Below are 24,187 nucleotides of genomic sequence, written 5' to 3'. Positions count from 1 at the left end.
TAGTATAAAAAACTAGCTCATCATAAATTTGATAAGCTAGTTTTACCTTATTATTTCATCTATTTATCTTGACAAATTACTTAAAAATCTTGCATAATCCATATACCAGTCTTTAACGTTGCCAAATGTACCTACTATGTCCATATGATCTGTATTTATGATTCTTGGCATTGCATTCCATTGTCCTATTTTTATACCACCATTGTATTGTTCAATAACATCATTAGACCCTAACTTAGGTCCATCTTGGCTAATACAATTTACAACCCCATCATTTGGGAACCATTTTTTATCAATGATAGGAAGATCTTTTTGTTTACGTGTATATTTTCCCATTAAGTTTGCTGTTGGATAAAATACAGGATTCATTGGGCCAATTTGTGCTATAGAATGACCTGTAAGTATCGATTCTGTAGTTGCCTGCGTTGTCCAGGAAAAATAATATACATCTGACTGAGCTTTTACCCATGCATTAAGCTCTTGTGCACCTTCTGTGGATAAATCATAAGTTGCTATATCCTTTGTACTATTCCAGATATTGCTTTCTAAAACCTTTTTTATATAATCACGTTGAGATTCTCCAGCCTGCTTTTTTAATCCCCATTGATCTAATTTTAAATCATATGTTGAGCTAAATAAGTTGTTTTTACCGGTTATTGTTCCTAATACACCAAATGTATAACTTATTAAATCTTTTGATGGCATTAGATCTGATAAAGTTGTACCATCATTCGGTGTCGATATGGTACTAACACTATGGATCCAATGCTTTCCACCTTCAAACAATGGTGAAACATTTTCTTGTCCGCAATTTATCTCCCCTTCGCTTCCTTCACTTAACAACTGTGTAAGTGTACGTATGGTTTGTCCGCCCATACTATGACCTATTAAATGTATTTTATTTTCATTGCTTATATTTTTATATAAGCCTGGAAATGTCCTTCCATATCTATTATGTTTAAATTCTTTTGCATGAGCTTCTCCATAATCTACTGTTCCACCTACTATATAAGCGTAAAGTTCACAAGCTCTATCCCAGTTACTGGATACCGGACCTACTGTTGCGGTATAGGTCTCGTGCCCTGAGGCATTTAACTTTTCTTGGAGATCAACTACTCCACCCCAATATTTATATCCTAATAATTCTTCCCTTCCAAAGCCCATAAAGCCATGAACCAATACAATTGGATAACTATTTCCCCCTATAAAACTCCTGGTGCTAACTTCTGGAAATTCTACCGGAAACTTTAATGGAGGCATTTTATTTATATCTTCTTCACTTTTAACTTCTTCTGCCGATTCTATTAAATAGTCTATATCTTCTAATGTAGGTATTCTTATTGTCTCCTCTGCATCATTTCCTTCTGTTTCATGTGCCATTGGTTCATCTGCTCTTACAATCATTGAAAAATTTGTTAGTGTCATAGAAAATACTAATAACATAATAGTTGCTTTTTTTAAATTCTTTTTCATTTCACAAGTCCCCCCTGATTCAATTTTTAGGTAATTAAAAACATTAAAACCATTGTAAAACTAGATACTAATAATGTGGTTTTTTCATATAAATCCCCTCCATATAAAACTGAATTTTATAGTTTCGCGCTTAATATATCAGACTTTTTTAATCAAATCAATATAGAATCTGGATTTTACTAAAAGAGCAATAAAAAATTAAGAATTAATCAATAATCTGTAATGTATTCGTAATGTATATATTATACGAAGATGTAAAAGCTGTAAAACCACTGCATAAGCAAATAAGTAATCTATAAAAGTGTATTAAAGAAATTGAATTTAGGCGAATTGTATATCTCTCTGCTATATAAAAAAATATGCTATTTATACGCTACCTTTTCTGCTGGTGTCAGAGGTAAGTGACCAATTAAACAGGTCCTATTCTTCTTTTCCAAAGCTCTCATATTTGGATTGTTCGGGTATTTCCAATCTAGAAACTCTTGTGTTCTATAACGAGGTGTCCATTTAGGCTTGTTCTCTTTATATCAAACAGCGAAGATACGTGCCAATACAATAAAAAATCAAAAATTACCATTATGCTACCTCCATATTAATTACAATAGACACCGGGTTATCTACAGTTGCCATTTCACACCATCGAAATAGTTCTTTCATCTGTAAAATATACGATTCGATATATATCCTCTTTTCACAAATTTTTCACAGTTTTATCAAACTTTTATCATAATTTTCAGTTAAATTAAAAACGTATATAGGCTGGTAGCCTTTTACATAAATCTACTTCATTAAGCCGGCAAGACCTCTCACTCTTGTCGGCCTCTTAACTTTTTTTAACTTAATTTCAATAAACATCTCATGTTCGTACTTCGGCCGATGAAATCTTCCCCAGGTTTTGTCGGTTACGCTCTATCTAGAGCCTGTTCCGGATAATCTTAGTTTTATTGATTAAATTAACGAAAAAACCTACTAGCTTAGTTATTAATAGCTAGTAGGTTTCCTAACATATTTAGTTTTATCGGCTTCGCATAATGCTCATATCCTACCGAATAGCCCCATTTTTAAAATTGTCAAACCATTGACTCATTTCCTCGTTACTATCAACTTTAAGAATTTTGAAGATTTCATAAGCAAATTCCACAGCTGCAGTTTCATTTGCAGTAATAAAACCGCAATCCACCACCACTTGAGCAGAAACATATAAGTCTTCTCCTTTGTATCCCTTAGCACTCTTAAAGAGATCTAAGGAATCTCCTGTATGCTTAACACAATCTAGAAAGCCGTGTTTACACAAGAAATAGGTCGCGCCACATATTGCTGCAATAGAAATATTCTTTTCTTTGAGTACTTTCACGAATCCTTTTATTTCATCATAATCGTTTTCTTCCCAAGAAAGACCTCCTGGTAAAATTACCATAGCAAGCTTTTCATATGTATGATAATTTTCTAAACTATAATCAATACAGGCCCTGATACCTCCCATTGATATTTTGGGTAAGACATCAATGGCAATAGTTTTTACCACATAATCAGAAAAAGAATTCACTACGGCAATAACATAACTTGCTTCCCAATCGCACCATTGATGAGTTAATAAGACAAGAATTTCATTTTTGATCATGCTTATATTTTACCCCCTTTAAATTAAAACAAAATCTAATCTAATTACTTGCTTCAGTACTATTTTATCTTATAAACTACTTAATGTCGACAACCTGGGCAACCAAATTGCTCACAAAATTTTGTTTTTATGGTAATAAAATGCTACCGTAAATTGTAATCTATTACTTCTTTAGCTTGTTAAATAGTTCCCAAAAGTCTGATCTATTGCAGTTTACTTTGGTTTTTAGTGAATAATATCCAAGTAAACTATTCCCCTTAATGTCATATGCCATATCAGATATATAGATAGTTGCATCACCATATTCTTTTATCACCTTTCGATATAACCCAAGCTGCCGAGCAGGAAAATTCGTAAGTAAATCCTCTTCTATAAATACTGTCATTCATATCCTCCATTTTTATAACTGGTTTTATGCAACAAATCAGCCGGTAGCATTTGACAGCTACCGGCCTATTCATATTATTATACAATTTTATATGTAAATATTATTTACCAATATTTACCATGAACTTTCAACACCTCTATAATATCTCTTTCATACAAAAAGTACCCTTAATTATATACTAGGACGGATCGCGCCTACACCTCTAACATTAACCTTTCCAATTCTATAATGTTTCCATGCATTCTACCGCATACATCTTCAAGACTTTTCTATTGTCTTCTTGTTATATGTATTGTCCTCTCTTTTTTAGATTTGTTCTGTAGCTCTCTTAATAGTAAAGCAACGGTCATATGTTTTCTTTTATCCATAGAATCTGTATCAATGTACACAGAAGCTATTACTTTATTACCTTTTACTTTTGACTCAACCTTTACTGCTGAACGCAAAAAATCATATTGCCTTCGGTAGTATTTTGGATTATAATCATTGTAATACTCTTTTAGAAAATAATTCAATGTCTGATAGACTCTTTCTGTCATCTCATCAACCATACCTAACATAGTAGGTTTTAGAGCTGCAGCCAATTCATTCATATTACTTACTCTCTTTGCCATAATTCTTTATTCCTTCCTTTTCTGTTTTTCACATCAAATGAAACTTATATTCCAAGATACACCTTTACATTGCCTCTGTGACGCATCAGAATAGCCGTATAGCCATCTGGAGCTATAGGAGGGGGCTATGTGTTCCCATTTTCAGTTTCAGGCACTAAAATAAGCCCATATACTTATATTTATACAAGCATATGGACTTACTTAGATGTCAAACTATGTTAATGGAGCAATATCATTATATTCCTCAATTTTACATTTTACTTTCTTTTCACCCTTAACAGAGAATCATTTATCGAATCTGTTCCCATTGTCTGATAAACCCTTCTTATGATTGCCGGTGAGTCTAACATTCACCACTTGATTAAATCCTGAAGTCTCTTCATTTCTCTGTGTTCAAATCCCAGTTCATTTAGCGCTTTAAAAATACCTTCTGCATATCCCCAATGCCTGTCTGATTTTCGCTGATTCCTTTCACAGCCATACATATCATCATTTTTAAAACACTGCTTTACAATTTCAAACTCTTCTCTTGACTGTTCTGCTATCCTGATTGCTTCATATAGCAAATCCTTACATCTTAAAGTTTCACGTTTTGTCATAGTGCAATCCTCCTGTGCTAAACTATAATATACTTTCAATCATTAAATTGTTGGAAATTATTTCCAGCAGTTGCACATGACTTACGTTTTTCTAATTCTGTTCTTGTTGTAACTCTGCGCCAAGCAGTTTACATAAATAAACCTAAGGAGGTAACCATATGGTATACGAAACATTTCTGGAAACGATCAGGCATTCCCTGAAAGAAAGGCTGGGGCCGGAATTTACCCTGACGCTCCAGCCCATCACCAAGAACAACGGGCTTATCCTGCATGGGCTTTGCATTGGAAAAGCCGGAGAACGGGCAGCCCCCACCATCTATTTAAACCATTTCTATGAATCCTACCAAAAGGGCAGGCCTTTTCATGCCATCCTTGATGACATCATGGCTCTTTACCAAAACAGCCCCCTGCCAGGTGAACTTCCCATTGAAGAATTCCTGTCGCAGGAACAGATCATGGAAAAGATCATCTTCCGGCTGATCAACGAACCAGCCAACCGGGAACTGTTAAAAGAAGTCCCCCATATTTCCTATCCGGAACTGGATCTTTCTATTACATTCTACCTTTCCCTTCAAAGAGACGAAGACAGTCACCTTACCGCTCTCATCCACAACCGCCATCAAAAAGCCTGGAACCGGTCAACGGAAGAATTGTACTCAGCAGCCAAGTCAAATACGCCCCGCCTTTTTCCAGCCCGTATCCGCTCTCTTCCCGAAGCCATTAAGGACATAGTGAAAAAATCGTCCGAACGTGGAATGAACGAAGAATCCCTGGAAGAATTCTTTGATACCGCGCCACTGTCTCCTCCGATGTACGTACTGTCCAATTCCTCCGGATTAAATGGAGCCGGCTGTCTGCTTTATGAAGGCATATTAAAAGACTTCGCATCATGCATCGGCAGCGATTTAATCATACTGCCTTCAAGCATTCACGAAGTCCTCATTATTCCATATAGTAAAGATATTTCTTTTGATGAATTAGCAGAAACCGTTTTCTCCATTAACCAGGAAGAAGTACCAGAAGAAGACCGTCTTTCCAATCACATCTATTTCTATTCCGGAAGCAGCGATAAGCTGTCTATCGCATTCACCTCTTCTGCCCCAATCGGAACAAAGAATCCATAATAAAAATAGCCATTGCTATGGCGCCTGAAACCTGTAGTGTTTCCACCAGATAATGACTGGAAAGCTCCGGGTTGTTTGCGATCACATAGGATACGCTCCGGTAAATGGATGTTCCCGGAACCGACGGCAGGATGCCTGCAACCAGGAACACCGTGACCGGAGCTTTAAACATCCGTGCAAAGATGTGGCTGGTTAAAGCCACCAGCAGACTGGATAAAAAAGCAGCAGCTATAACAGAACCGGATGAGGCTTGCACCAAAAGATAGACAAGCCAGCTGGCTGCGCCGATTCCTCCTGCCAGAACCACATGCTTTTTGGGAAGCTCCAATATTAATGAAAAGCTGATTACCGCCAGAAAGGCCCCTATCGTCTGTACTACCATGACAGCCCTCCTGTCATCCACTGAAATAAGCCCATGCCTGCTCCCACGCCTGCAGCCACTGCAAGTGCAATCACTACCGCCTCCATGATCCTTGCCGTTCCTGAAGCATAGTCACCATTTAAGGTATCCCGGATCGCCGTAGTAAATATAACACCGGGAACCAGAGGCATGATTGCTCCGATAATGATGATGTCACTTTTGATTCCCGGCATAAGCCACTGTCCCATAAAAAGGGTGGTAATTGCAATTAAGAATGCGCAAAACCCGTTGGCACAGAAATCATTGAGCCTGATTCTTGCGGAGACCTCCATGGCTGCTGCTAAGGATATTCCGGTCACAGCCGCCGCCAGGCAGTCTCTTGCCCCTCCGCCTAATAGCAGAGTAAAAAATACTGCCACGCCCATGACTCCAATATCCTTTAGCCTCCTGCCGTACTGAACCGAATCCTGTATCTCCTTCAGTCTGCCATAGGCTTCCTCCACCGTCAAGCGGTCCTCACACAACATTCTGGAAACATCATTGACCAGGTAAACTCTGTTTAAGTTGGTGGATCTTACCGTAACCCTTCTCGCTACCGTTATTGCCTCAATGGCGGGGTCATTAAGGGACGCAAAAATCCCTGTAGAAAAAACGATGGCTTCCGCAGTATTCCTGCCTGCCTTTCGTAAAATGTGGTCAATGGTATTCTCCACCCGGTAAATTTCCGCACCGCTTACCAGCATAATCTCACCTGCCAGAACCGCAGTTTCCACAAGCAGCTTATCATTCATAGGCTTATTCCTCTATAAGTTTAAAAAATAAGACTTCCAATCTGAAATACCAGTACAGAAGCGGCCCAAGCCACCGCCAACTGGAAGAACACCATGCCAAGGGTCCATCTCATAGAACCCGTTTCCTTTTTAATCGTTGCCACAGCTGCAATACAAGGAGAATACAGGAGGCAGAAAATCATCAGGGCATAAGCATTCACACCGCCAAAACCAAAACCCCCAAGAATTCCTGACAGTTCCCCCATTCCTGCAGCGGAATTTATATTGTTAATTCCAAAAAGGACCGAAAAACTGGAAACCACCACTTCCTTTGCAGAGAGCCCGGAAATAAGGGCTACTGCTATCCTCCAGTCTCCAAGGCCTGCAGGGCGGAGAACGGGAACTAACACTCGTCCGATGGCAGCTGCAAAGCTCTCTGAAACATCTGTCACAAATCCTGTCGTACCGCTGTTTAATACAAACCAAAGCACAATGGTCGCAAGGAAAATGGTAGTTCCCGCCTTACCTAAATAATCCCTAACTTTGTCCCATACATAAATCGCTACCGTTCTGCCGTTTGGTGTCTTATACTCGGGAAGCTCAATTAGCAGGGTATCCTCTTCCTCAGCCTTCGTCATCCGGTGAGTCACATAAGCGATCGTAATGGCAACCATGAGTCCGATAAGATACAGGGAATACGCTACAACCAAAGCATGTTTCGGGAAAAACATCTGGGAAAACAGTACGTAAATAGGGAGCCTGGCAGAGCAGGACATAAAGGGCGTAATTAAAATAGTTCTTTTCCTGTCCTTTTCACTGGGAAGGGACCTGGCCGCCATAATTGCCGGAACGGTACATCCAAACCCCAGAAGCATGGGAAGGAAGGCCTTTCCGGAAAGTCCTACCCGCCCCATGATCTCATTCATGACATAGGCAACCCTGGCCATATATCCGCTGTCTTCCAGAAAAGCCAGCGCAAGGAACAGAATAAAGATATTGGGCAGGAACGTCAGAATTCCTCCTACTCCGGCAATAATTCCATCTACTACCAGAGAAGTGATCCAGGCAGAGGCATAAATGCTTTCCATAAACTGCTGCATATAGGTGGAAAGCAAGCCTAAAGCGATTTCAAAATACCCCTTTAAAAAATCTCCCACAGTAAAAGTCAAAAAGAACACCAGTGCCATAATACCCAGGAAAATCGGCAGCCCTAAAAAGGGATGGGTCAAATATTCGTCGATTTTATCTGTAAACGCAGCTTTTTGTTCCTTGTTCACCAGGCATTCGTGGATGATGCTTTCTATATAATCGTATTTCTGGTTGATGATTTCCTTCTCATAATTATGGTCAATGATATTGCTTAAATCCAGGGGATGATCATTCCAGACTTCCTCATCATATTCCAGGAACTTAATAGCATGCCATCTTAGATTATCCATCTTCCCATAATTAGCCTTTAACACAGTTTCTATCTTGGAAATTTTATTCTCAATTTTAGGCGTATAATTTACGACCACGCCTTGAGGGCCTTCTTCATAATGATGAACCACCGCATGAAGCAATACATCAAGCCCGGTTCGTTTTCTTGCTGATACCGGTACCACTGGAATGGATCCCAGCATCTCAGGAAGACGATGCAAATCAATTTCCATTCCCCTGTCCTCAACGATGTCCATCATGTTAAGGGCTAAAATAACCGGCTTTTTAAGTTCCAGAAGCTGAAGGGTCAAATACAAATTTCGTTCCAGAGATGAGGCGTCAACCACGTTGATGATCACGTCAACCTCTCCGCTTTCCAGGCATTTCCTTGTTACTATTTCTTCCAGGGTATAGCAGGTGAGGCTGTAGATCCCAGGAGTGTCTATGACCCGGATGGGACGTCCCTTGTAGCTGGTCTCTCCTTCCACTCTCTCCACAGTGACACCCGGCCAGTTGGCCACCTTGAGCTTTGCTCCAGTAAATGCATTGAATAAGGTTGTTTTCCCGCAATTGGGGTTTCCCACAAACCCGACTCGAATCGTTCTGTTTTCCTTATTCATTGTTCGCAGCCTCCCTGATTTCAATTCCTTCCGATATCCTTTTTCCAAGAGCAAGGCGGGTACCCCTGACTTTGATAATCACAGTACCGCTTCCTTTCTTATTCATCAGGGTAACTGGCGTCAGCTCATTAACTCCCAGAGCCTCCAGTCGCCTGGTGATGGCATCTTTTACCATCACACTGTAGACGATGTAGGTTTTTCCGATTTCTCCTTCATGCAGCTTCATAATAATCTCCTCTGAATGCAGCCATCTTAAGCCGATGGCGTTCCAAGACTCCTGCCTTAGATGCATCCATTGAGATTTTACTCTTATTGAGAATCATTGTCAATACCATTCAGCTGTTCCAGTAACATTTTTATTTCCTTATTCTTCCATCTCCTGAAGCATCTTTTTAACCTGGACCATTCGGTCACGCAGTTTTGCCGCTTCCTCAAAGTTAAGCTCTGCCGCTGCCTGGTGCATCTTCTTTGTAAGCTCCTTGGAAAGCTTTTCCAGTTCCTTGACATCCATGGATTCCGGATCCTTCTTAAAGTCCTTCTCATCCTCAATGGCTGCCTTTGAGATGGCAATGAGGTCACGGACCGACTTTTTGATGGTAGTAGGAGTAATTCCATGTTCTTCATTATAGCGCTGCTGAATGGCTCTTCTTCGGTTAGTCTCCTCAATCGCCACACGCATGGAATCCGTTACCTTATCCGCGTACATGATTACATGGCCTTCGGAGTTTCTGGCCGCCCTTCCAACGGTCTGGATCAGGGATGTCTCTGAGCGGAGAAATCCTTCCTTATCCGCATCCAGAATGGCCACCAGGGTGATCTCCGGAATATCAAGGCCCTCACGCAGCAGGTTGATTCCCACCAGCACATCAAACACATCCAGACGCATGTCCCGGATAATTTCGGAACGCTCCAGGGTATCAATGTCAGAGTGAAGATATTTTACCCGGATTCCCACTTCTCTCATATAATCGGTCAGATCCTCGGCCATACGCTTGGTCAGAGTTGTAATAAGCACTTTGTTTTTCTTTGCTACTTCCTTATTTACCTCGGAAACCAGGTCATCAATCTGTCCTTCCACCGGCCTGACATCGATTTCAGGGTCAAGAAGTCCAGTCGGCCGGATGATCTGCTCCACTCTTAAAAGCTCATGCTCTGCCTCATAAACGGAGGGTGTGGCAGAAACGAACATCATCTGATTGATCTTGGATTCAAATTCCTCAAAATTCAATGGCCTGTTATCAAGGGCTGACGGCAGGCGGAAGCCGAAATTCACAAGCGTTGTTTTTCTGGAACGGTCTCCTGCAAACATGCCCCGTACCTGAGGAAGGGTGATGTGGGATTCATCTACCATGATCAGAAAATCCTCTGGAAAATAATCGATCAGAGTACAGGGAGGCTCTCCCTGCTTGCTTCCGACCAAATGTCTGGAATAGTTTTCGATCCCGGAACAAAAGCCGGTTTCCTTCATCATCTCCACATCAAAATTCGTCCGTTCCGAGATCCTCTGTGCTTCTAACAGCTTGTCTTCGCTCTTAAAATAAGCTACCTGCTCCTTTAGTTCATCAAGGATGGTCTGAGCGGCCCGCTCCATTTTCTCTCTGGATACAACGTAATGGGAAGCCGGAAATATGGCCACATGCCCCAGATCTGACCGGATCTCTCCTGTCAGGGTATCTATCTCTGTAATACGTTCCACTTCATCTCCAAAAAACTCGATCCTGTATGCCTCACTGCCGGAATAGGCCGGGAATATCTCCACCACATCTCCTCTTACCCGGAAGGTACCACGCCGGAAATCCATATCGTTCCGGTCATACTGGATGTCGATCAGCTTATGGACCACTTCATCCCGGTCCTTTATCATGCCAGGCCTTAAGGAAATAACCATTTCCTTATAATCGATGGGGCTTCCCAGGCCGTAAATACAGGAAACCGAGGCTACGATGATTACATCGCTCCGCTCTGAAAGAGCAGCCGTGGCCGAGTGCCGCAGCTTATCAATTTCATCATTAATCGCCGAATCCTTCTCAATATAGGTATCCGTAGAAGGCACATAAGCCTCCGGCTGGTAATAATCGTAATAGGAAACAAAATACTCTACCGCATTCTCAGGAAAAAATTCCTTGAACTCGCCGTAAAGCTGGGCTGCCAGCGTCTTATTATGAGCAATGATGAGAGTGGGCCTTTGCAGCTGCTGGATTACATTTGCCATGGTAAACGTCTTACCAGAGCCGGTAACTCCCAATAAAGTCTGGAATTGATTGCCCTCTTTAAATCCTTTCACAAGCTGGTCAATGGCCTCAGGCTGGTCACCGGTAGGAGCATATTCTGAATGTAACATAAAGTCCATGATTATTTCACCTCCAACAATGTCTATCACTGCCAATTATAACATATGGCAGAAAAAAAGTATAGCGAAACAGGGAACGTCTGTTCTTTTGGTATTGTAATTCTCCTTCTTTTAGTATATCATACATCCTATACTATGAAACATCAGGAGGACTATTTATGTACAGTTTTAATAATGACTATAGCGAAGGTGCTCATCCGAAAATTTTAGAAGCTATGATCAATGCCAACTTAATCCAAAAAACCGGATACGGACTGGATGACAACTGCAGCAGTGCCCGCGCCCTCATCAGACAGGAAATCGGCAGAGAAGATGCAGATGTTCATTTTATTGTAGGCGGCACCCAGACCAATCTGATCACCATCGGTACAGCCCTGCGCCCCTGGCAGGCAGTCATCTCCACGGATAAAGGTCATATAAACGTTCATGAGACTGGAGCCATCGAAGCCACCGGGCATAAGGTCATAGCCATGCCAAGCAAAGACGGGAAACTTACTCCTGCCCATATCCAGAAAGCTCTGGACCTTCACACCGACGAACATATGGTACAGCCGAAAATGGTCTATATCTCCAACTCAACGGAGATCGGTACCCAATACAGCAAAGCAGAGCTGGAAGCCCTTCACCATATCTGCCGCCAGAAGGGACTGTACCTGTTTTTAGACGGAGCACGCCTTGGTGCGGCACTCACAAGCTCTGTGAACGATTTAACCTTGCAGGATATTGCAAGGCTTACCGATGTATTTTATATTGGTGGAACAAAAGGAGGCGCGTTGTTTGGAGAAGCCCTCGTAATCTGCCATCAGGATTTAAAGCCGGACTTCCGGTTTATGGTAAAGCAGCGGGGAGCCATGCTGGCAAAGGGCTGGCTCTTAGGGATCCAGTTTGAAGAGCTGTTTACCAACAACCTCTTCTATGATTTGGCCTCTCACTCAAATGAGATGGCAGCCATTCTGAGAAAAGGAATTGAAGCATGCGGATATTCCTTTTACTCTGATTCCATGACAAATCAGCTTTTCCCCATCTTTCCTGACAAGGTGATTACAAAGCTGGAAAAAGACTTCCTCTTTTCTGTTCAGGAACGTATCGATGACAGCCATACCGCCATCCGGCTGGTTACCTCCTGGGCGACCAGTGAAGAAGCATGCCGCCGGTTTGTCAGTCTGCTGGAAACATGCTGATGAAAGAAACCAACGAAGTAAAGAACTCCATGAAATAAAGAAACCCATGAAATAGAAAAAGCCTTCTATGGCCAGCAGTTAAATTCGCCGGCCATAGAAGGCTTTTTCTTTTACGATCCAGTTAAAATCTAATGCTTTTCTTTCAATACTTTTATAGCTTCCGCAAGCTGATTATCTTCGCTATGCTCTATTTTGATCTTTGTTTTCAATTCTTCTTTTAAATCAACCGCTACATCCGGCTCCAATCCTTTTCCATGGAGGTCAAAGCCGCTTGGCGTATAGTAATGGGCCACAGTCATCTTTATAGCAGTACCATGGTCAAGAGGAAACAGTGTCTGGACGATTCCTTTTCCAAAGGTTTTTGTTCCCACCAGTTCCGCCCTTCCGTAAGCCTTAAGCGCTCCGGAAAATACTTCGGAAGCACTGGCGGACTGACCGTTGACCAAAACTGCAATGGGGATATCTACCTTATGGCCGTCAGAAGCGTAATACTGCTCTCCTTCCCCATTCTTATCTGCCATATACACCAGAAGCGTTTTATTCTTCTTGGTTTTTACGAGATTGGGATTTTCGATTACCAGATCGTCCGGAAGAATGTAATCCAGCATGGAAACCACCGCATCCACAACTCCTCCAGGATTGTTTCTCAAATCCACGACCATCTTTTCCATACCCTGTTTTTCCAGATCATCAATGGCGTTCTTAAACTGGCCTGCTGTAACCGTGTCAAACTGACTGACCGATATATATCCGATTTTGTCTGCCAGCATTTCATGCTCCACCGTAGGAACTGTGATCTGACGGCGCTCCATTGTCATATCAATGTAGGCCCCCGTATCCGGGCGAAGAACTGTGACGATTACCGACGTTCCTTCCGCCCCTTTGATATGATCCTTTACCACCAGCTCCAGATCCATACCGGTCATTTCCTCATCGCCCACCTTATAGATCAAATCGCCGGGCAGCATTCCTGCCTCAGCTCCAGGTGTTCCTTCAAAAACCTTAGTAACCGTAATGATTCCAGTTGCAGCACTCTGGCTGACCATGACTCCGATTCCGCAATATTCTCCAGCCGTATCCTCTACTAACTTCTCATACTCGTCCGCGGTATAGTAAACTGTATAAGGATCCTCAAGTCCATACAGCATTCCCTTGTATATCCAGTCTTCCACATTTTTCGTATCTTCATTAAAGAGATAATACTTATCAATCACGCTTTGAATCGTCTGTATTTTGGCTACGATCCGGTTCATATCCAGGTTGCCTTCCTGGTTTTCTGCCTGAGCGGATTCGGCTGTCTGACCTTTTCCGTCAATTGCAGCTCTGCCGATCAGAAAGATTCCCAAAGACATCCCCACAATAACAAGACCTGCCAATGTGGTCAGAAGCGCACCTACTAGGGCGCCTTTCCAAAATTTATTCTTACTTTCCACTGTTATTCTCCTATCTAGCTCTTTATGGGCTTGCGCATTTCACCGGATTTACATGGAAGCTGTCTGCCTGATCTCAAAATAGAGATAAGGTCCTGTGGAATATCCAGTATGACCCACATTTGCAATTACCTGCCCCTGCCATACTTCCCGCTTAACCAATAACCGTGAACGGTGCATATAAACGGCATAAACTTCTCCGCCAAAAGAGATTGTGATATATGCCGGCAGAATAACTGTATGTAGATATAGCCGCTTCCGGCGTTAATAGCCGAAATGTTCCGGCTTTACGCGGGCAGAGCCATATAAATTTAATATTCCCCATACCAACCGTATTATACGTTTTTCCGGCCTGCTTCGCTGCAGCAATGGCTCTTTTCGGCTCAGAAACGCTCTCTGGTGGGCCCCAATCTGTTTTCCGTAACTGGAAAGCTGAGAATTTTTTCCTTGGCCGGATATCACTCTCCGGCATTTTTCTATCATATGCAGCAGTGCTGCCAATATATTCCACGTTCAAAAGTTGGAAATTAGCCCTTATACTTTTAAATGCTTCCTGATGGTAAAGAAGCTTACAAAAAAACCGATTCCAACGCCAAGTGCCAGTGCCGTTGCCGCCATATAAGGGAATATGGCTTCCACCGGAAGGAACTGAAACAGCCCTGATAAGATGCTGAACTTTGTGACCACGTATTCAACCGTGGACCGGTACAGGAAGTAAATCGATATCAGAGGAATGCAGGCTCCCACCAGTCCGATGATAATTCCTTCCACCACAAAGGGTGCCCGGATCATATAATTGGTGGCGCCGATTAATTTCATGATCTGATTTTCATTCTTCCGGAAAGCAGCTGCCACTGATATGGTATTGCTGATCAAGAATATGGCTACTGCCAGCAAAACGCCGATGATCAACATGGAAAGAACTCCGATCACCTTGCTTAAGCTATTCATTCCCTCTGCTGCGGTTTTTGAATAATTAACCTTTCTGACACCTTCAATGTTCTTTAACCAGTCAACAACCTGGTCCTGATCCACCAGGTCGTTTAAAAATATGGTATAAGAAGCAGAATTGGCCAGCGGGTTGTCTTCCTCAAATCCTTCCGCAAGATCCTGCATATCACCGAAGTATTCCTGCTTCGCATCCGCCCATGCCTCCTCTGCCGATGTGAATGTCACTTCCTTTACGTCATCTCTGGCTTTGATCTTATTGCCGATTTCCTTGATCTTATTCGAATCCAGCCCATCATCAAAAAACACCGTGATTCCCACCGTGCTTTCCGTATTCTTAATCACATATTGCACGTTAATAACAATAGAAAAAAACAGGCAAAACAAAAAGATGCAGGCGGAAACCGTTGCAATGGATGCCAGGGAAAACAAAATGTTCCTGCATATATTATTTACACCTTGTTTCAGGCAATACCAAAATGTACTAATTCTCATATGTATAACCGCCTTTTTTCTCGTCGCTTATGATGGTTCCACGGTCCATCACAATCACCCGTTTTTTCATTCGGTCTACAATTTCCTGGCTATGGGTGACAACGATTACCGTTGTTCCCAGCTTATTAACCTCATTTAATAGCTTCATGATCTCCATGGAGTTGTGTCCATCCAGATTTCCGGTAGGCTCGTCTGCCAACAGGATTTCAGGACGGTTAATTAAAGCCCTGGCAATAGCGACACGCTGCTGCTCACCGCCGGATAACTGCTGAGGAAAAAATTTGTATTTTGAAGAAAGTCCCACCATCTTCAACATGGCGGGAACCGACTCTCTTATGTTTCTTGTGGATGCACCGATCACCCGCTGCGCAAAGGCTACATTTTCGTAGACATTCCGATCCTTTAACAGACGGAAATCCTGGAAAACCATGCCAAGCTTCCGCCGGTATTTGGGAATGAAACCTCTGGGCATCTTGCTTAGATTCATATCATTCACAACTATTTTACCGGAGGTAGGTTCCACTTCTTTTAACAGCATTTTTAAAAGTGTGGATTTGCCTGAACCGCTGCGGCCAATGATAAAAACGAATTCCCCGTCCTCAATGGTCATGCTGACGTTACGCAGCGCCTTATTTCCGGCCTCATATGTTTTGCTTACATTCCATAGTTCAATCATTTCAGTCCTCTAATTTTTGTGCTTTGATTACTTTTGCTTTTGGGCGGGTAGGGAAAAATCGAAATTGGGACCCTCTACCCCGCAGTGAAACCTCAATTGCGCTTTGCTCCATCTCGGTTAACAGGTTTCGTCCTATGAAAAGAGGCAGCTATACTACTGCTTTTGTGCAAGCACAACACAGCTGTATAGCTGCCTCTTTCGCACTGCTCATAGCCAGCGTTAATAGTCCTGATTCTCCATATATTTCATGTATTTAACTACCATCAGGGCAATCTTAAAGGTGATGGCGTCTTCAAATACACGCAGATCCAGGCCGGTACTCTTCTGAAGCTTGTCTAACCGGTAAACAAGGGTATTCCTGTGAATATACAGCTGTCTGGATGTCTCGGACACATTTAAGCTGTTCTCAAAGAATTTATTAATAGTTGTCAATGTTTCATCATCAAAATCATCCGGTGACTTACCGTCAAAAATCTCTTTGATGAACATGCGGCATAAAGGCAGCGGAAGCTGATAGATCAGACGTCCGATTCCCAGTTTACTATAGGCAACCACATTTTTATTGCTGTAGAAAATCTTGCCAACATCCATGGCCATCTTGGCTTCCTTATAAGATCTGGAAACCTCTTTAATTTCGCTTACGATCGTACCAAATGCAATATGGACCTGAGTCATTGCCTCGGTATTGAGCATGTCCAGAACAGTGTTGGCAGTCTTTTCCAGATCCTCGTAAGTTTCGCCTTCTTTTACTTCTTTAACAAGAATGATATTCTTCTCATCAACGGCAGTAACAAAGTCTTTGGTCTTTGCAGCAAATAAGTTGCGAACTGTCTCCAGTGCGTTCACATCTTTTTCATGCTGGGTTTCAATAATAAATACAACTCTCTTGATGTTTGTTTCAATATGAAGCTTCTTTGCTCTGTTGTAGATATCCACCAAAAGCAGATTGTCAAGCAATAAGTTCTTAATAAAATTATCCTTGTCAAATCTTTCTTTATACGCAACAAGCAGGCTCTGAATCTGGAAAGCGGCCAGCTTGCCGACCATATAAACATCGTCACTTCCACCCTTTGCGAGAAGAATGTATTCTAACTGGTGCTCATCTAGCACTTTAAAAAACTGATATCCCTGGATTACCTGGCTGTCGGCCGGAGAATCCACGAACGCCAGGATTGAACTTTCATAATCTTCCGCATCAGGAAATGTGGTTGCCAGTACCTTTCCTTCTGTATCACAAATACACAGATCAATTCTCGTAATCCCTTTTAATCCTTCAATGGTTGTTTGAAGTATTTGATTCGAAATCATGGCATATTCTCCTTTTTCGTAAATTTACCTTATTATATATTAAAGCAAAAAGAAAAAAAAAGCAAGCGGGTAGAATAACCGCTTGCTTAAATTTTCATAAATTTTAGTTTAAAACTACGATTTCTGTGTCTTTATCGAATACATGGATCTTTGTTAAGTCAAGAGCAAGCTTAATTGTATCCCCTGGTCTTGCAGTTGTACGAGGATTTACTCTTGCAGTAAAGTTTACATCTTCCACATCAAAGTATAAGTAAACTTCAGCACCTAACAATTCATAAACTCTAATGGTAGCGTCAATGACACTTTCCGGAGATGATGTAAGGAAAGCTTCCTCATCATGTAAATCTTCCGGACGAATGCCTAGGGCTACAGTCTTTCCGATATAACCGGCATCCTCTAATTTTTTCGCTTTTCCTTCTGGAAGAGCGATTGTATTTCCGCCAAATGTTAAAGTAACGTCGCTTCCTCTCTTAGCTACAGTAGCATCGATTAAGTTCATCTGAGGAGCTCCGATAAATCCTGCAACGAATTTATTACCTGGCTTATCGTATAAGTTCTGAGGAGAGTCAACCTGCTGGATAACGCCGTCCTTCATTACTACGATTCTGGTACCAAGTGTCATAGCCTCTGTCTGGTCATGAGTTACGTAGATTATTGTTGCCTGAAGTCTCTGATGCAGCTTGGAAATCTCAATACGCATCTGGCCTCTCAGCTTCGCATCAAGGTTGGATAACGGCTCATCCATTAAGAAGACTTTTGGATTACGTACGATAGCACGTCCCATGGCAACACGCTGTCTCTGACCACCAGATAAAGCCTTTGGTTTACGGTCTAATAAATGCTCAAGATCAAGGATTCTTGCAGCTTCATGAACCAGCTTATCAATCTCATCCTTTGGAGTTTTTCTCAGTTTCAGGCCAAACGCCATGTTATCAAATACTGTCATATGAGGATACAGAGCGTAGTTCTGGAATACCATTGCGATATCTCTGTCTTTTGGCTCTACATCATTCATTAATTTTCCGTCAATGTAAAGTTCACCAGAAGAAATGTCTTCCAGACCTGCAATCATACGAAGAGTTGTGGATTTACCGCATCCAGATGGTCCTACGAAAATTACAAACTCCTTATCAGCAATATCCAGATTAAAGTCCTTAACTGCTTCAAATCCGTTAGGATATTTCTTGACGATGTTTTTCAGTGATAAACTAGCCATCTTACTAATCCTCCTAAAATAAAGTGTTTATGCTCTGATCTGAACCGACAGCTCTCATTGCTGCGGCCCTTGTTCTGAAACAATCATACATGAATTATTTTTCTTTTACCATATTGTTATTTACCAAAATACAATTATGGCTTTTGGCTAATTTGTATAACGGGTTTTAAAAGTGATTGAAACGTCAAAATATCAAGAGAAACGCTCCAATATTTCTGTTTATATTCGATAGCCAGGGAGTATTTTCGCCCTGTTTTAGTCAGAAATCACAAGACGGCGCCAATAATTTTGGCACCGTCTTGTAAATCTTATACGTTGTATTATGAAAACATAAGGATGTTTTCATAATCGGATGGACGGCAGTAAAAAGCACTGCCTTTTATCAGAAATCCAAAAAACGTTTTCTGATAAGTTGTATTATTGCTTTCTCACAAGAACGTTCAGCCATTTTACGTCAGAATGACCAGAACGTACATCCTCTGTTTCCCAAAGCTTTACGATTTCAAACCGTCCATTATCTCTTAAGAGTTCAGTCATGGAATCCGCCGTCAAGTCGCAGAAATACCGTTTTCCTCTGAATCCCTCAAAGTCTCCCAGTTTAAAAGACATATAAAGGATTCCCTTATCATTTAAGGCCCTTGCTATCTTTGTAAGAATGTCAGAAAGTTCCTTCTTTGGAGTGTGAAGTAAGGATGCGCAGGCCCAGATTCCATCAAATACATTATCAAAATCTATTTGTTCAAATGTCATCTGAAGCACTTCCAGACCGGTATGGATTTCTGCCAGCTTACACATCTCTTCCGATGCATCAAGCGGTGTCACATCGTATCCCAGTTCATAGAAAGACAGGCTGTCCCTGCCTGATCCGCAGCCTAAGTCCAGAATCGTATCACCTTCTTTCAGAAGATCCAGAAATTCCTTCATAATTCCTGACATATCCTGGTTCACTGTTTCTTCAAATTCCTTTGCCGCATACTTATTATAATAGTCTATCGAGTCCAAAATAATCCTCCTGTTATCCTTTTACCCGTTATCTGATTCTCTCAATTTTACTATCTGTTATTCTGACTTTTCCTTCTTTCAGGAGATGTCCGATTGCCCGTTTAAACGCATTCTTACTCATAGAAAATTCCCGCTTGATGATCTCCGGATCCGCTTTATCTGTAAACGGCAGACTTCCGTCAAACTGTGTTTCTATGATCTCAAGAACCTTGCCGGAATCCGTATCCATCTGGATATAAGCCTTCTGTCTGGGACTTAGATCCAGCTTTCCGTCTTCTCTTACCTTCGTTACCCGTGCCGTTACTTCATCACCTTCCCGGTAATTTTCAAAAACTTCTTTCCGGGGAATCAGGCCATAATACTTATAATCGACTGCTACAAAGGCTCCCAGGTTTTCATTGATTTCATAAATAATTCCGGTCACCTGATCATCCTTCTTATAAGGGGACTGATTGCTCATATAGGTATATACCCTCATAGTAGCCGCCAGACGTTTGCTTTTATCAATGTAAAGGGCCACCAGCACCTTCTCTCCCTGCTTTACCTTATGGGTCTGTTCTTTAAAAGGAAGAAGCAGATCCTTTTCAAGCCCCATGTCGAGAAATGCACCGATTTTCCCAACTTCTTTCACTAGAAGCACAGCCGTCTCACCTGCCTGAAGCTTCGGTGATGCTACAGTGGCTATCAGCCGGTCTTCCGAATCCTTATAGATAAATACAGGAATCCTGTCTCCAGGCCCGGCTCCCTCCGGCACCTGTTTTTTAGGAAGAAGTACGGAAACCTCACTTCTTTCTTCCTCACCCACATAAACGCCGAAATCCTTGACCCTCTGTACGACCAGGGTCTGCATCTTTCCTAATTCAATCATGTTACATCCTCTCTGTTGTTCCCCGCAGCCAGATGACTGCGTAAGCTGCTCCCCGTTCATCACACAGGGAAACCGTATACCCTTCCTCTGTCCGGCTTATGCGGGGATAAACTACATCTCCAAAGACTGCCGCTTTTTTATATTCCACTCTCAGTTCGGAAACCTCCATTTCATCCGGAAGCACCTCTCTGGCAATCTCCACATATTGAGCGTTATTGACATGATGGTTCGTGTCAATATGATGTTTTCCAATGGTAACCGGCTCTGTGTCTTCATATTCCTCCGGCAATTGGATCTTACGGGAAGCATAATCCATAGAAAGCCGCTCTTCATTGCCGTTTCCATATCCCCGGAGGTCTTCCGGTTCAATTTTAACTGGACGCCCCTTTTCCGTATCAAATAAGAACCATACGGAATTAGCCCTTACAAGGTACTCTCCGGCCTGATCACATATGGTGAAATTCCGGTATCCGTAAAATCCCTTAAAATCATAAGGCCAGGTACCTACCACAATCTCCTCACCCAGAACGGGATAACGGTCCACCACGATCTGCCAGGAGGAAAGCCACCAGGCCTTATGACGGTCAGTTAAGTAAGAAATCCCAAGACCAATATCCTCAGACTGAAACGTAGAACAATCCTGGAGATAATTCATAATGCCTGTTAAAGTCAGTCTACCGCATTCATCTGTCTCACTGTAGCGGACCCTGCTGCCAAATGTATACATTACACACCTCTCATCAAAATTATATAACATTATAAAGCATTTTCATGCTCTTGTCCAGATAAACCAGAAAGAACCCTGCCCCGGTATCCCGAGAAATTCTATCAAATAGGAAAGCTTTAACAATAACTTAACAACCGGTAATACAAAAAACGGAACCTTATAGGGTTCCGTTTTTCAGACTGGGCTACAAGGATTCGAACCTTGAAAATGACGGAGTCAGAGTCCGTTGCCTTACCATTTGGCGATAGCCCATCAATACAACAAGAGGAATTATACAAGATTTTTCTACATTAGTCAAGCCTTTTTTAACTCATTTTAAAAAACTTCGTTACCACCCGGGTTCAATCATATACTCCTCATCAGAGATTGTCCGGGCGGCAGAAGATTTTTTATTCGTAAATTTTCTTTCCAAAGATCTTTTCCAGTTTTTCCAGAGGAAGCTTAGGCGTTCTGTCTTCCCTCAGCAGACCGTTAGTCTCCTGCATGACATCCGTAAGCTGCGTATAACAGAAACCGGAAAATTTTCTGCTTTTAATCAGGAAATCCGTGATTGGTTCCAGACGTTTTAAAAATTCCCCTTCGCTTCCCACCTTATTGTAATACCCCCAGCCTTTCTCTTCTGCAGAAAAAGCGATGCCGCCATACTCTGTCATCAGGACAGGCTGCCCCCGGTACGTCTGCCCATCCGCCAGAACAAAGCGGCGTTCCGCATGGCTATTAAGGATATCTTCCAGACAATCATATTTCCCTTCGGTTTCCGGCATCAGTTCATAATCATGTAAGGCAAGAATATCGGTGTGCTCGGTCTGTTCCCAGCCATCGTTTCCGCTGACCGGTCTGGTTTTATCCAGAGCTTTGGCCTGATAGAACAGCATATTAGAAAAGCTCTGCTGACTTTTATCCGTTTTTATGTTTCTCATTCCCCAGCTTTCATTCGCTGTCACCCATGTAATAATGGATGGATGGTTATAATCCCGTTCAATAAATTCAGCAAGCTCTCTGGAAGTGCTTTCCACAGTATTGTCTGTATACATATAGCAGCTTGGCATCTCTCCCCATACAAGAAATCCCAGTTTATCGGCCCAGTAGTAATATCTTGGATCTTCGATTTTCTGATGTTTTCTGGCCCCATTAAACCCCATTTTCTTTGAAAGCAGGATATCATTCCGGATGGCTTCCTCATTGGGAGGCGTGAGAAGGCTTTGACTCCAGTAGCCCTGATCGAGAACCAGCCTTTGATATAACACCTCTCCGTTTAGCAGAATCCTTCCATTTGAAACGCAGACAGACCGGAGTCCAAAATAACTGGTTACCTTATCATTTTGAAGATTTACTTCCATCTCAATTAAATTGGGTTTTTCCGGCGTCCATGTCAGTTGATCCCGGCGCAGATCCAAGTCCGGCAAAGCCAGAATTCCTTTTCCATAGCCGTTTTCACAGGCTATTTTCAAACTGCCCAGATCCATTTCCATACCGCCTTCTGCAGGAAGGCTATGAAAGGAAGCTTCCGCAGTCATACGCTCCATGGTGGAAATAAAGATTTCGCATAATGCTTCATTACATTCCAGATCCGGAGTTGCCTTTATTCGTTTAATATAGGGTTTTCCCGCATATTCCAGCCACACGCTCTGCCATATCCCAGTTGTAGGAGTATACCAGCAGGCAAAATTTTCACCTGTCCAGGTCTGCTTTCCTCTCGGTTTATCCGCGTCACTGTAATCCATGACTTTAACCGTTATGATATTCTTTCCTTCGGAAACCAGTCCGGTAATATCTGCCTCAAAGGGAGTATGGCCTCCTCTGTGCCCGCCTGCATAGGTTTGATTGATATAAACCTCAGCTTCATAATCCACGGCTCCAAACTTTAAAAGCAGGCTTTTTCCACTTAATCTGCCCTTTTCCACAACGAACTCTTTCCGATACCACACAATATGATGGACTCTCGTATCACAGATTCCGCTCATTTCAGACTGATAGCAGAACGGAACCTGAATTTTCCGGTCAAATACCGGTTCATCAAAAGAAAAATCCCATTCTCCATTCAGATCTGTCCAATCTTCCCTTTTAAAATCAGGCCTTGGATAACTTTCAATGACCATCTTCATTCTCCTTTCCATTTTCCAATTTCAACTTAAGACAAAACTTTATCTTACCCTTTTAAACCGGAAGTACTGATGCCTTCCACCAGGTATTTCTGAAGGCAGATAAAGATAATGACTGCAGGCAGGATTGATAAGGTTGCCATTGCGAACATCGCGCCGTAATCGGAAGAGGATCCCGGATCGCAAAACAACTTTAAGGCAAGGCTGACCGGATATTTGGCAGACTCATTGATATAAAGCAGGGCGGAAAGAAAATCATCCCATCTCCACATAAATGAAAAAATGCTGGCCGTAATCAGCGCCGGGGATATAAGCGGCATAATGATCCTTGAAAATATGCCATAATAAGAGCAACCGTCAATCTTAGCTGCCTCGTCAAGCTCACGAGGGATTCCATCTATAAAATTGATCATCATGTAAACAAAGAATCCCTGAATCGCAAAACAATAAGGAAGAATTAACGGCTTATAGCTTCCTACCCACCCTAATTTCTGATACCATAAATACTGAGGGATCATCAGTACCTGAGCCGGAAGCATCATAGAAAGCAGCATAGCTACAAACAGAGCTCTTCTGCCAAAAAATCTGCATCTTGCCAGGCCATAGGCTACCAAAGCCGAGGAAAAGACAGTTCCAAAGGTTGCTGCAACGGCTATAAACAGGGAATTCTTAAAAAAAGTTGCAAACGTAATCTTTGCAAAGCCTTTCCAACCATTGATATAATTGGAAAATACAAATTTTTCCGGAATCAGCTGACCTGCTGTCTGAAAGATGGTACTGGTTTCCTTAAAAGAGCTCATAACCATCCACACCAGAGGATAGATCATCACAAGCCCCAGACCACAGACGATTACATGGTAAAAAATTTTGCCTATTTTTCTTTTAGTCTTCATCT

The 24,187-nt window shown here is 42.1% G+C and carries 24 protein-coding genes and 1 tRNA gene; 2 read left to right on the top strand and 23 right to left on the bottom strand.

From position 1 onward, the window contains the following. Window positions 1-63: 63 nt before the first annotated feature. From BMX69_RS23685 to BMX69_RS23665, 5 genes are all read right to left on the bottom strand, one after another. Complete coding sequence (locus BMX69_RS23685; RefSeq protein ID WP_100043695.1) at window positions 64-1,473, bottom strand: esterase/lipase family protein; 1,410 nt, start codon at window positions 1,471-1,473, stop codon at window positions 64-66. Window positions 1,474-2,515: 1,042 nt separating this feature from the next. After that, the gene (locus tag BMX69_RS23680; RefSeq protein WP_054791543.1) at window positions 2,516-3,094 is read right to left on the bottom strand and encodes a type 1 glutamine amidotransferase family protein; all 579 of its coding nucleotides are present in this window, start codon (window positions 3,092-3,094) and stop codon (window positions 2,516-2,518) included. A gap of 163 nt (window positions 3,095-3,257) precedes the next feature. Further along, the gene (locus tag BMX69_RS23675) at window positions 3,258-3,479 is read right to left on the bottom strand and encodes a hypothetical protein (RefSeq protein ID WP_054791544.1); all 222 of its coding nucleotides are present in this window, start codon (window positions 3,477-3,479) and stop codon (window positions 3,258-3,260) included. 272 nt (window positions 3,480-3,751) lie between these two features. Beyond that, the gene (locus tag BMX69_RS23670; protein ID WP_100043694.1) at window positions 3,752-4,096 is read right to left on the bottom strand and encodes a hypothetical protein; all 345 of its coding nucleotides are present in this window, start codon (window positions 4,094-4,096) and stop codon (window positions 3,752-3,754) included. Window positions 4,097-4,446: 350 nt separating this feature from the next. After that, window positions 4,447-4,695, bottom strand: coding sequence for a hypothetical protein (locus BMX69_RS23665; protein WP_054791546.1), 249 nt, complete (start codon window positions 4,693-4,695; stop codon window positions 4,447-4,449). A 158-nt stretch (window positions 4,696-4,853) separates the two neighbouring features. On the opposite strand from BMX69_RS23665, the gene BMX69_RS23660 reads away from it, so the two are divergent. Continuing rightward, window positions 4,854-5,819 carry a DUF5688 family protein gene (locus BMX69_RS23660; protein WP_100043693.1) on the top strand — a complete coding sequence of 322 codons (966 nt, stop codon included), beginning with the start codon at window positions 4,854-4,856 and terminating at the stop codon, window positions 5,817-5,819. Here BMX69_RS23660 and BMX69_RS23655 read toward each other — a convergent pair. The 5 genes from BMX69_RS23655 to uvrB all read right to left on the bottom strand — a co-directional run bounded on the left by BMX69_RS23655 (window position 5,782) and on the right by uvrB (window position 11,339). Beyond that, entirely contained in the window at window positions 5,782-6,201 is a 420-nt protein-coding gene (locus tag BMX69_RS23655) for a threonine/serine exporter family protein (protein ID WP_025231473.1), read from the bottom strand. The two genes, BMX69_RS23660 and BMX69_RS23655, sit on opposite strands and share 38 nt — an antisense overlap. Next, window positions 6,195-6,971, bottom strand: a complete 777-nt coding sequence (locus tag BMX69_RS23650) for a threonine/serine exporter family protein (protein ID WP_100043692.1) — start codon at window positions 6,969-6,971, stop codon at window positions 6,195-6,197. The genes BMX69_RS23655 and BMX69_RS23650 overlap by 7 nt, the downstream gene beginning before the upstream one ends. Window positions 6,972-6,991: 20 nt before the next feature. Next, on the bottom strand, window positions 6,992-8,989 hold the full coding sequence (feoB, locus tag BMX69_RS23645; RefSeq protein WP_100043691.1) for a ferrous iron transport protein B: 1,998 nt from the start codon (window positions 8,987-8,989) through the stop codon (window positions 6,992-6,994). Continuing rightward, a complete protein-coding gene (locus BMX69_RS23640) occupies window positions 8,982-9,215 on the bottom strand; it encodes a FeoA family protein (RefSeq protein ID WP_025231470.1) in 234 nt (77 codons plus the stop codon). Before BMX69_RS23640 ends, feoB begins: the two co-directional genes overlap by 8 nt. 138 nt (window positions 9,216-9,353) lie before the next feature. Further along, on the bottom strand, window positions 9,354-11,339 hold the full coding sequence (gene uvrB / locus BMX69_RS23635; RefSeq protein ID WP_100043690.1) for an excinuclease ABC subunit UvrB: 1,986 nt from the start codon (window positions 11,337-11,339) through the stop codon (window positions 9,354-9,356). Between the two features lie 158 nt (window positions 11,340-11,497). On the opposite strand from uvrB, the gene BMX69_RS23630 reads away from it, so the two are divergent. Continuing rightward, window positions 11,498-12,520: a threonine aldolase family protein gene (locus BMX69_RS23630; RefSeq protein ID WP_100043689.1), complete on the top strand. Its 1,023-nt coding sequence runs from the start codon at window positions 11,498-11,500 to the stop codon at window positions 12,518-12,520. Window positions 12,521-12,648: 128 nt separating this feature from the next. Here BMX69_RS23630 and BMX69_RS23625 read toward each other — a convergent pair whose 3' ends face one another. The 13 genes from BMX69_RS23625 to BMX69_RS23570 form a co-directional block, all read right to left on the bottom strand. Continuing rightward, window positions 12,649-13,953 (bottom strand): S41 family peptidase, encoded by a 1,305-nt coding sequence (locus BMX69_RS23625; RefSeq protein ID WP_025231467.1) that lies wholly within the window; start codon window positions 13,951-13,953, stop codon window positions 12,649-12,651. Window positions 13,954-14,001: 48 nt separating this feature from the next. Continuing rightward, window positions 14,002-14,130 (bottom strand): M23 family metallopeptidase, encoded by a 129-nt coding sequence (locus BMX69_RS25165; protein ID WP_242941326.1) that lies wholly within the window; start codon window positions 14,128-14,130, stop codon window positions 14,002-14,004. After that, entirely contained in the window at window positions 14,105-14,461 is a 357-nt protein-coding gene (locus BMX69_RS23620; RefSeq protein WP_242941453.1) for a hypothetical protein, read from the bottom strand. Before BMX69_RS23620 ends, BMX69_RS25165 begins: the two co-directional genes overlap by 26 nt. A 23-nt stretch (window positions 14,462-14,484) precedes the next feature. After that, window positions 14,485-15,393: a permease-like cell division protein FtsX gene (gene ftsX / locus BMX69_RS23615; protein WP_100043688.1), complete on the bottom strand. Its 909-nt coding sequence runs from the start codon at window positions 15,391-15,393 to the stop codon at window positions 14,485-14,487. Continuing rightward, window positions 15,383-16,069 carry a cell division ATP-binding protein FtsE gene (ftsE, locus tag BMX69_RS23610; protein WP_025231464.1) on the bottom strand — a complete coding sequence of 229 codons (687 nt, stop codon included), beginning with the start codon at window positions 16,067-16,069 and terminating at the stop codon, window positions 15,383-15,385. Before ftsE ends, ftsX begins: the two co-directional genes overlap by 11 nt. A gap of 219 nt (window positions 16,070-16,288) precedes the next feature. After that, window positions 16,289-17,377 carry a PucR family transcriptional regulator gene (locus tag BMX69_RS23605; RefSeq protein ID WP_025231463.1) on the bottom strand — a complete coding sequence of 363 codons (1,089 nt, stop codon included), beginning with the start codon at window positions 17,375-17,377 and terminating at the stop codon, window positions 16,289-16,291. 103 nt (window positions 17,378-17,480) lie between these two features. Further along, a complete protein-coding gene (locus BMX69_RS23600; RefSeq protein ID WP_100043687.1) occupies window positions 17,481-18,593 on the bottom strand; it encodes an ABC transporter ATP-binding protein in 1,113 nt (370 codons plus the stop codon). Between the two features lie 417 nt (window positions 18,594-19,010). Further along, window positions 19,011-19,595, bottom strand: a complete 585-nt coding sequence (locus BMX69_RS23595; protein ID WP_054791550.1) for a class I SAM-dependent methyltransferase — start codon at window positions 19,593-19,595, stop codon at window positions 19,011-19,013. Window positions 19,596-19,623: 28 nt separating this feature from the next. Further along, window positions 19,624-20,463, bottom strand: coding sequence for a CvfB family protein (locus tag BMX69_RS23590; RefSeq protein WP_054791551.1), 840 nt, complete (start codon window positions 20,461-20,463; stop codon window positions 19,624-19,626). Between the two features lies 1 nt (window position 20,464). Beyond that, on the bottom strand, window positions 20,465-21,190 hold the full coding sequence (locus BMX69_RS23585; protein ID WP_054791552.1) for an acyl-[acyl-carrier-protein] thioesterase: 726 nt from the start codon (window positions 21,188-21,190) through the stop codon (window positions 20,465-20,467). Between the two features lie 179 nt (window positions 21,191-21,369). Then, a tRNA-Gln gene (locus tag BMX69_RS23580) sits at window positions 21,370-21,442 on the bottom strand. Window positions 21,443-21,579: 137 nt separating this feature from the next. Beyond that, window positions 21,580-23,289, bottom strand: a complete 1,710-nt coding sequence (locus BMX69_RS23575) for a glycoside hydrolase family 2 protein (RefSeq protein ID WP_242941325.1) — start codon at window positions 23,287-23,289, stop codon at window positions 21,580-21,582. 50 nt (window positions 23,290-23,339) lie between these two features. Beyond that, a complete protein-coding gene (locus BMX69_RS23570) occupies window positions 23,340-24,185 on the bottom strand; it encodes a carbohydrate ABC transporter permease (protein WP_025231457.1) in 846 nt (281 codons plus the stop codon). Window positions 24,186-24,187: the final 2 nt, after the last annotated feature.

Origin of the sequence: Lacrimispora sphenoides JCM 1415 (genome assembly GCF_900105615.1) — a bacterium.
Classification (GTDB): domain Bacteria; phylum Bacillota; class Clostridia; order Lachnospirales; family Lachnospiraceae; genus Lacrimispora; species Lacrimispora sphenoides.
This window is presented reverse-complemented; position numbering and strand designations above follow the sequence as displayed.

Excerpts from the sequence above, each read along its gene's own strand:
- BMX69_RS23575 (WP_242941325.1), bottom strand. The coding sequence starts at position 23,289 with ATGGTCATTGAAAGTTATCCAAGGCCTGATTTTAAAAGGGAAGATTGG.
- BMX69_RS23640 (WP_025231470.1), bottom strand. The coding sequence starts at position 9,215 with ATGAAGCTGCATGAAGGAGAAATCGGAAAAACCTACATCGTCTACAGT.
- BMX69_RS25165 (WP_242941326.1), bottom strand. The coding sequence starts at position 14,130 with ATGCACCGTTCACGGTTATTGGTTAAGCGGGAAGTATGGCAGGGGCAG.
- feoB (WP_100043691.1), bottom strand. The coding sequence starts at position 8,989 with ATGAATAAGGAAAACAGAACGATTCGAGTCGGGTTTGTGGGAAACCCC.
- BMX69_RS23585 (WP_054791552.1), bottom strand. The coding sequence starts at position 21,190 with ATGTATACATTTGGCAGCAGGGTCCGCTACAGTGAGACAGATGAATGC.
- BMX69_RS23630 (WP_100043689.1), top strand. The coding sequence starts at position 11,498 with ATGTACAGTTTTAATAATGACTATAGCGAAGGTGCTCATCCGAAAATT.
- ftsX (WP_100043688.1), bottom strand. The coding sequence starts at position 15,393 with ATGAGAATTAGTACATTTTGGTATTGCCTGAAACAAGGTGTAAATAAT.
- BMX69_RS23665 (WP_054791546.1), bottom strand. The coding sequence starts at position 4,695 with ATGACAAAACGTGAAACTTTAAGATGTAAGGATTTGCTATATGAAGCA.
- uvrB (WP_100043690.1), bottom strand. The coding sequence starts at position 11,339 with ATGGACTTTATGTTACATTCAGAATATGCTCCTACCGGTGACCAGCCT.
- BMX69_RS23590 (WP_054791551.1), bottom strand. The coding sequence starts at position 20,463 with ATGATTGAATTAGGAAAGATGCAGACCCTGGTCGTACAGAGGGTCAAG.
- BMX69_RS23600 (WP_100043687.1), bottom strand. The coding sequence starts at position 18,593 with ATGGCTAGTTTATCACTGAAAAACATCGTCAAGAAATATCCTAACGGA.
- BMX69_RS23675 (WP_054791544.1), bottom strand. The coding sequence starts at position 3,479 with ATGACAGTATTTATAGAAGAGGATTTACTTACGAATTTTCCTGCTCGG.
- BMX69_RS23650 (WP_100043692.1), bottom strand. The coding sequence starts at position 6,971 with ATGAATGATAAGCTGCTTGTGGAAACTGCGGTTCTGGCAGGTGAGATT.
- ftsE (WP_025231464.1), bottom strand. The coding sequence starts at position 16,069 with ATGATTGAACTATGGAATGTAAGCAAAACATATGAGGCCGGAAATAAG.
- BMX69_RS23670 (WP_100043694.1), bottom strand. The coding sequence starts at position 4,096 with ATGGCAAAGAGAGTAAGTAATATGAATGAATTGGCTGCAGCTCTAAAA.
- BMX69_RS23655 (WP_025231473.1), bottom strand. The coding sequence starts at position 6,201 with ATGGTAGTACAGACGATAGGGGCCTTTCTGGCGGTAATCAGCTTTTCA.
- BMX69_RS23605 (WP_025231463.1), bottom strand. The coding sequence starts at position 17,377 with ATGATTTCGAATCAAATACTTCAAACAACCATTGAAGGATTAAAAGGG.
- BMX69_RS23680 (WP_054791543.1), bottom strand. The coding sequence starts at position 3,094 with ATGATCAAAAATGAAATTCTTGTCTTATTAACTCATCAATGGTGCGAT.
- BMX69_RS23570 (WP_025231457.1), bottom strand. The coding sequence starts at position 24,185 with ATGAAGACTAAAAGAAAAATAGGCAAAATTTTTTACCATGTAATCGTC.
- BMX69_RS23660 (WP_100043693.1), top strand. The coding sequence starts at position 4,854 with ATGGTATACGAAACATTTCTGGAAACGATCAGGCATTCCCTGAAAGAA.
- BMX69_RS23685 (WP_100043695.1), bottom strand. The coding sequence starts at position 1,473 with ATGAAAAAGAATTTAAAAAAAGCAACTATTATGTTATTAGTATTTTCT.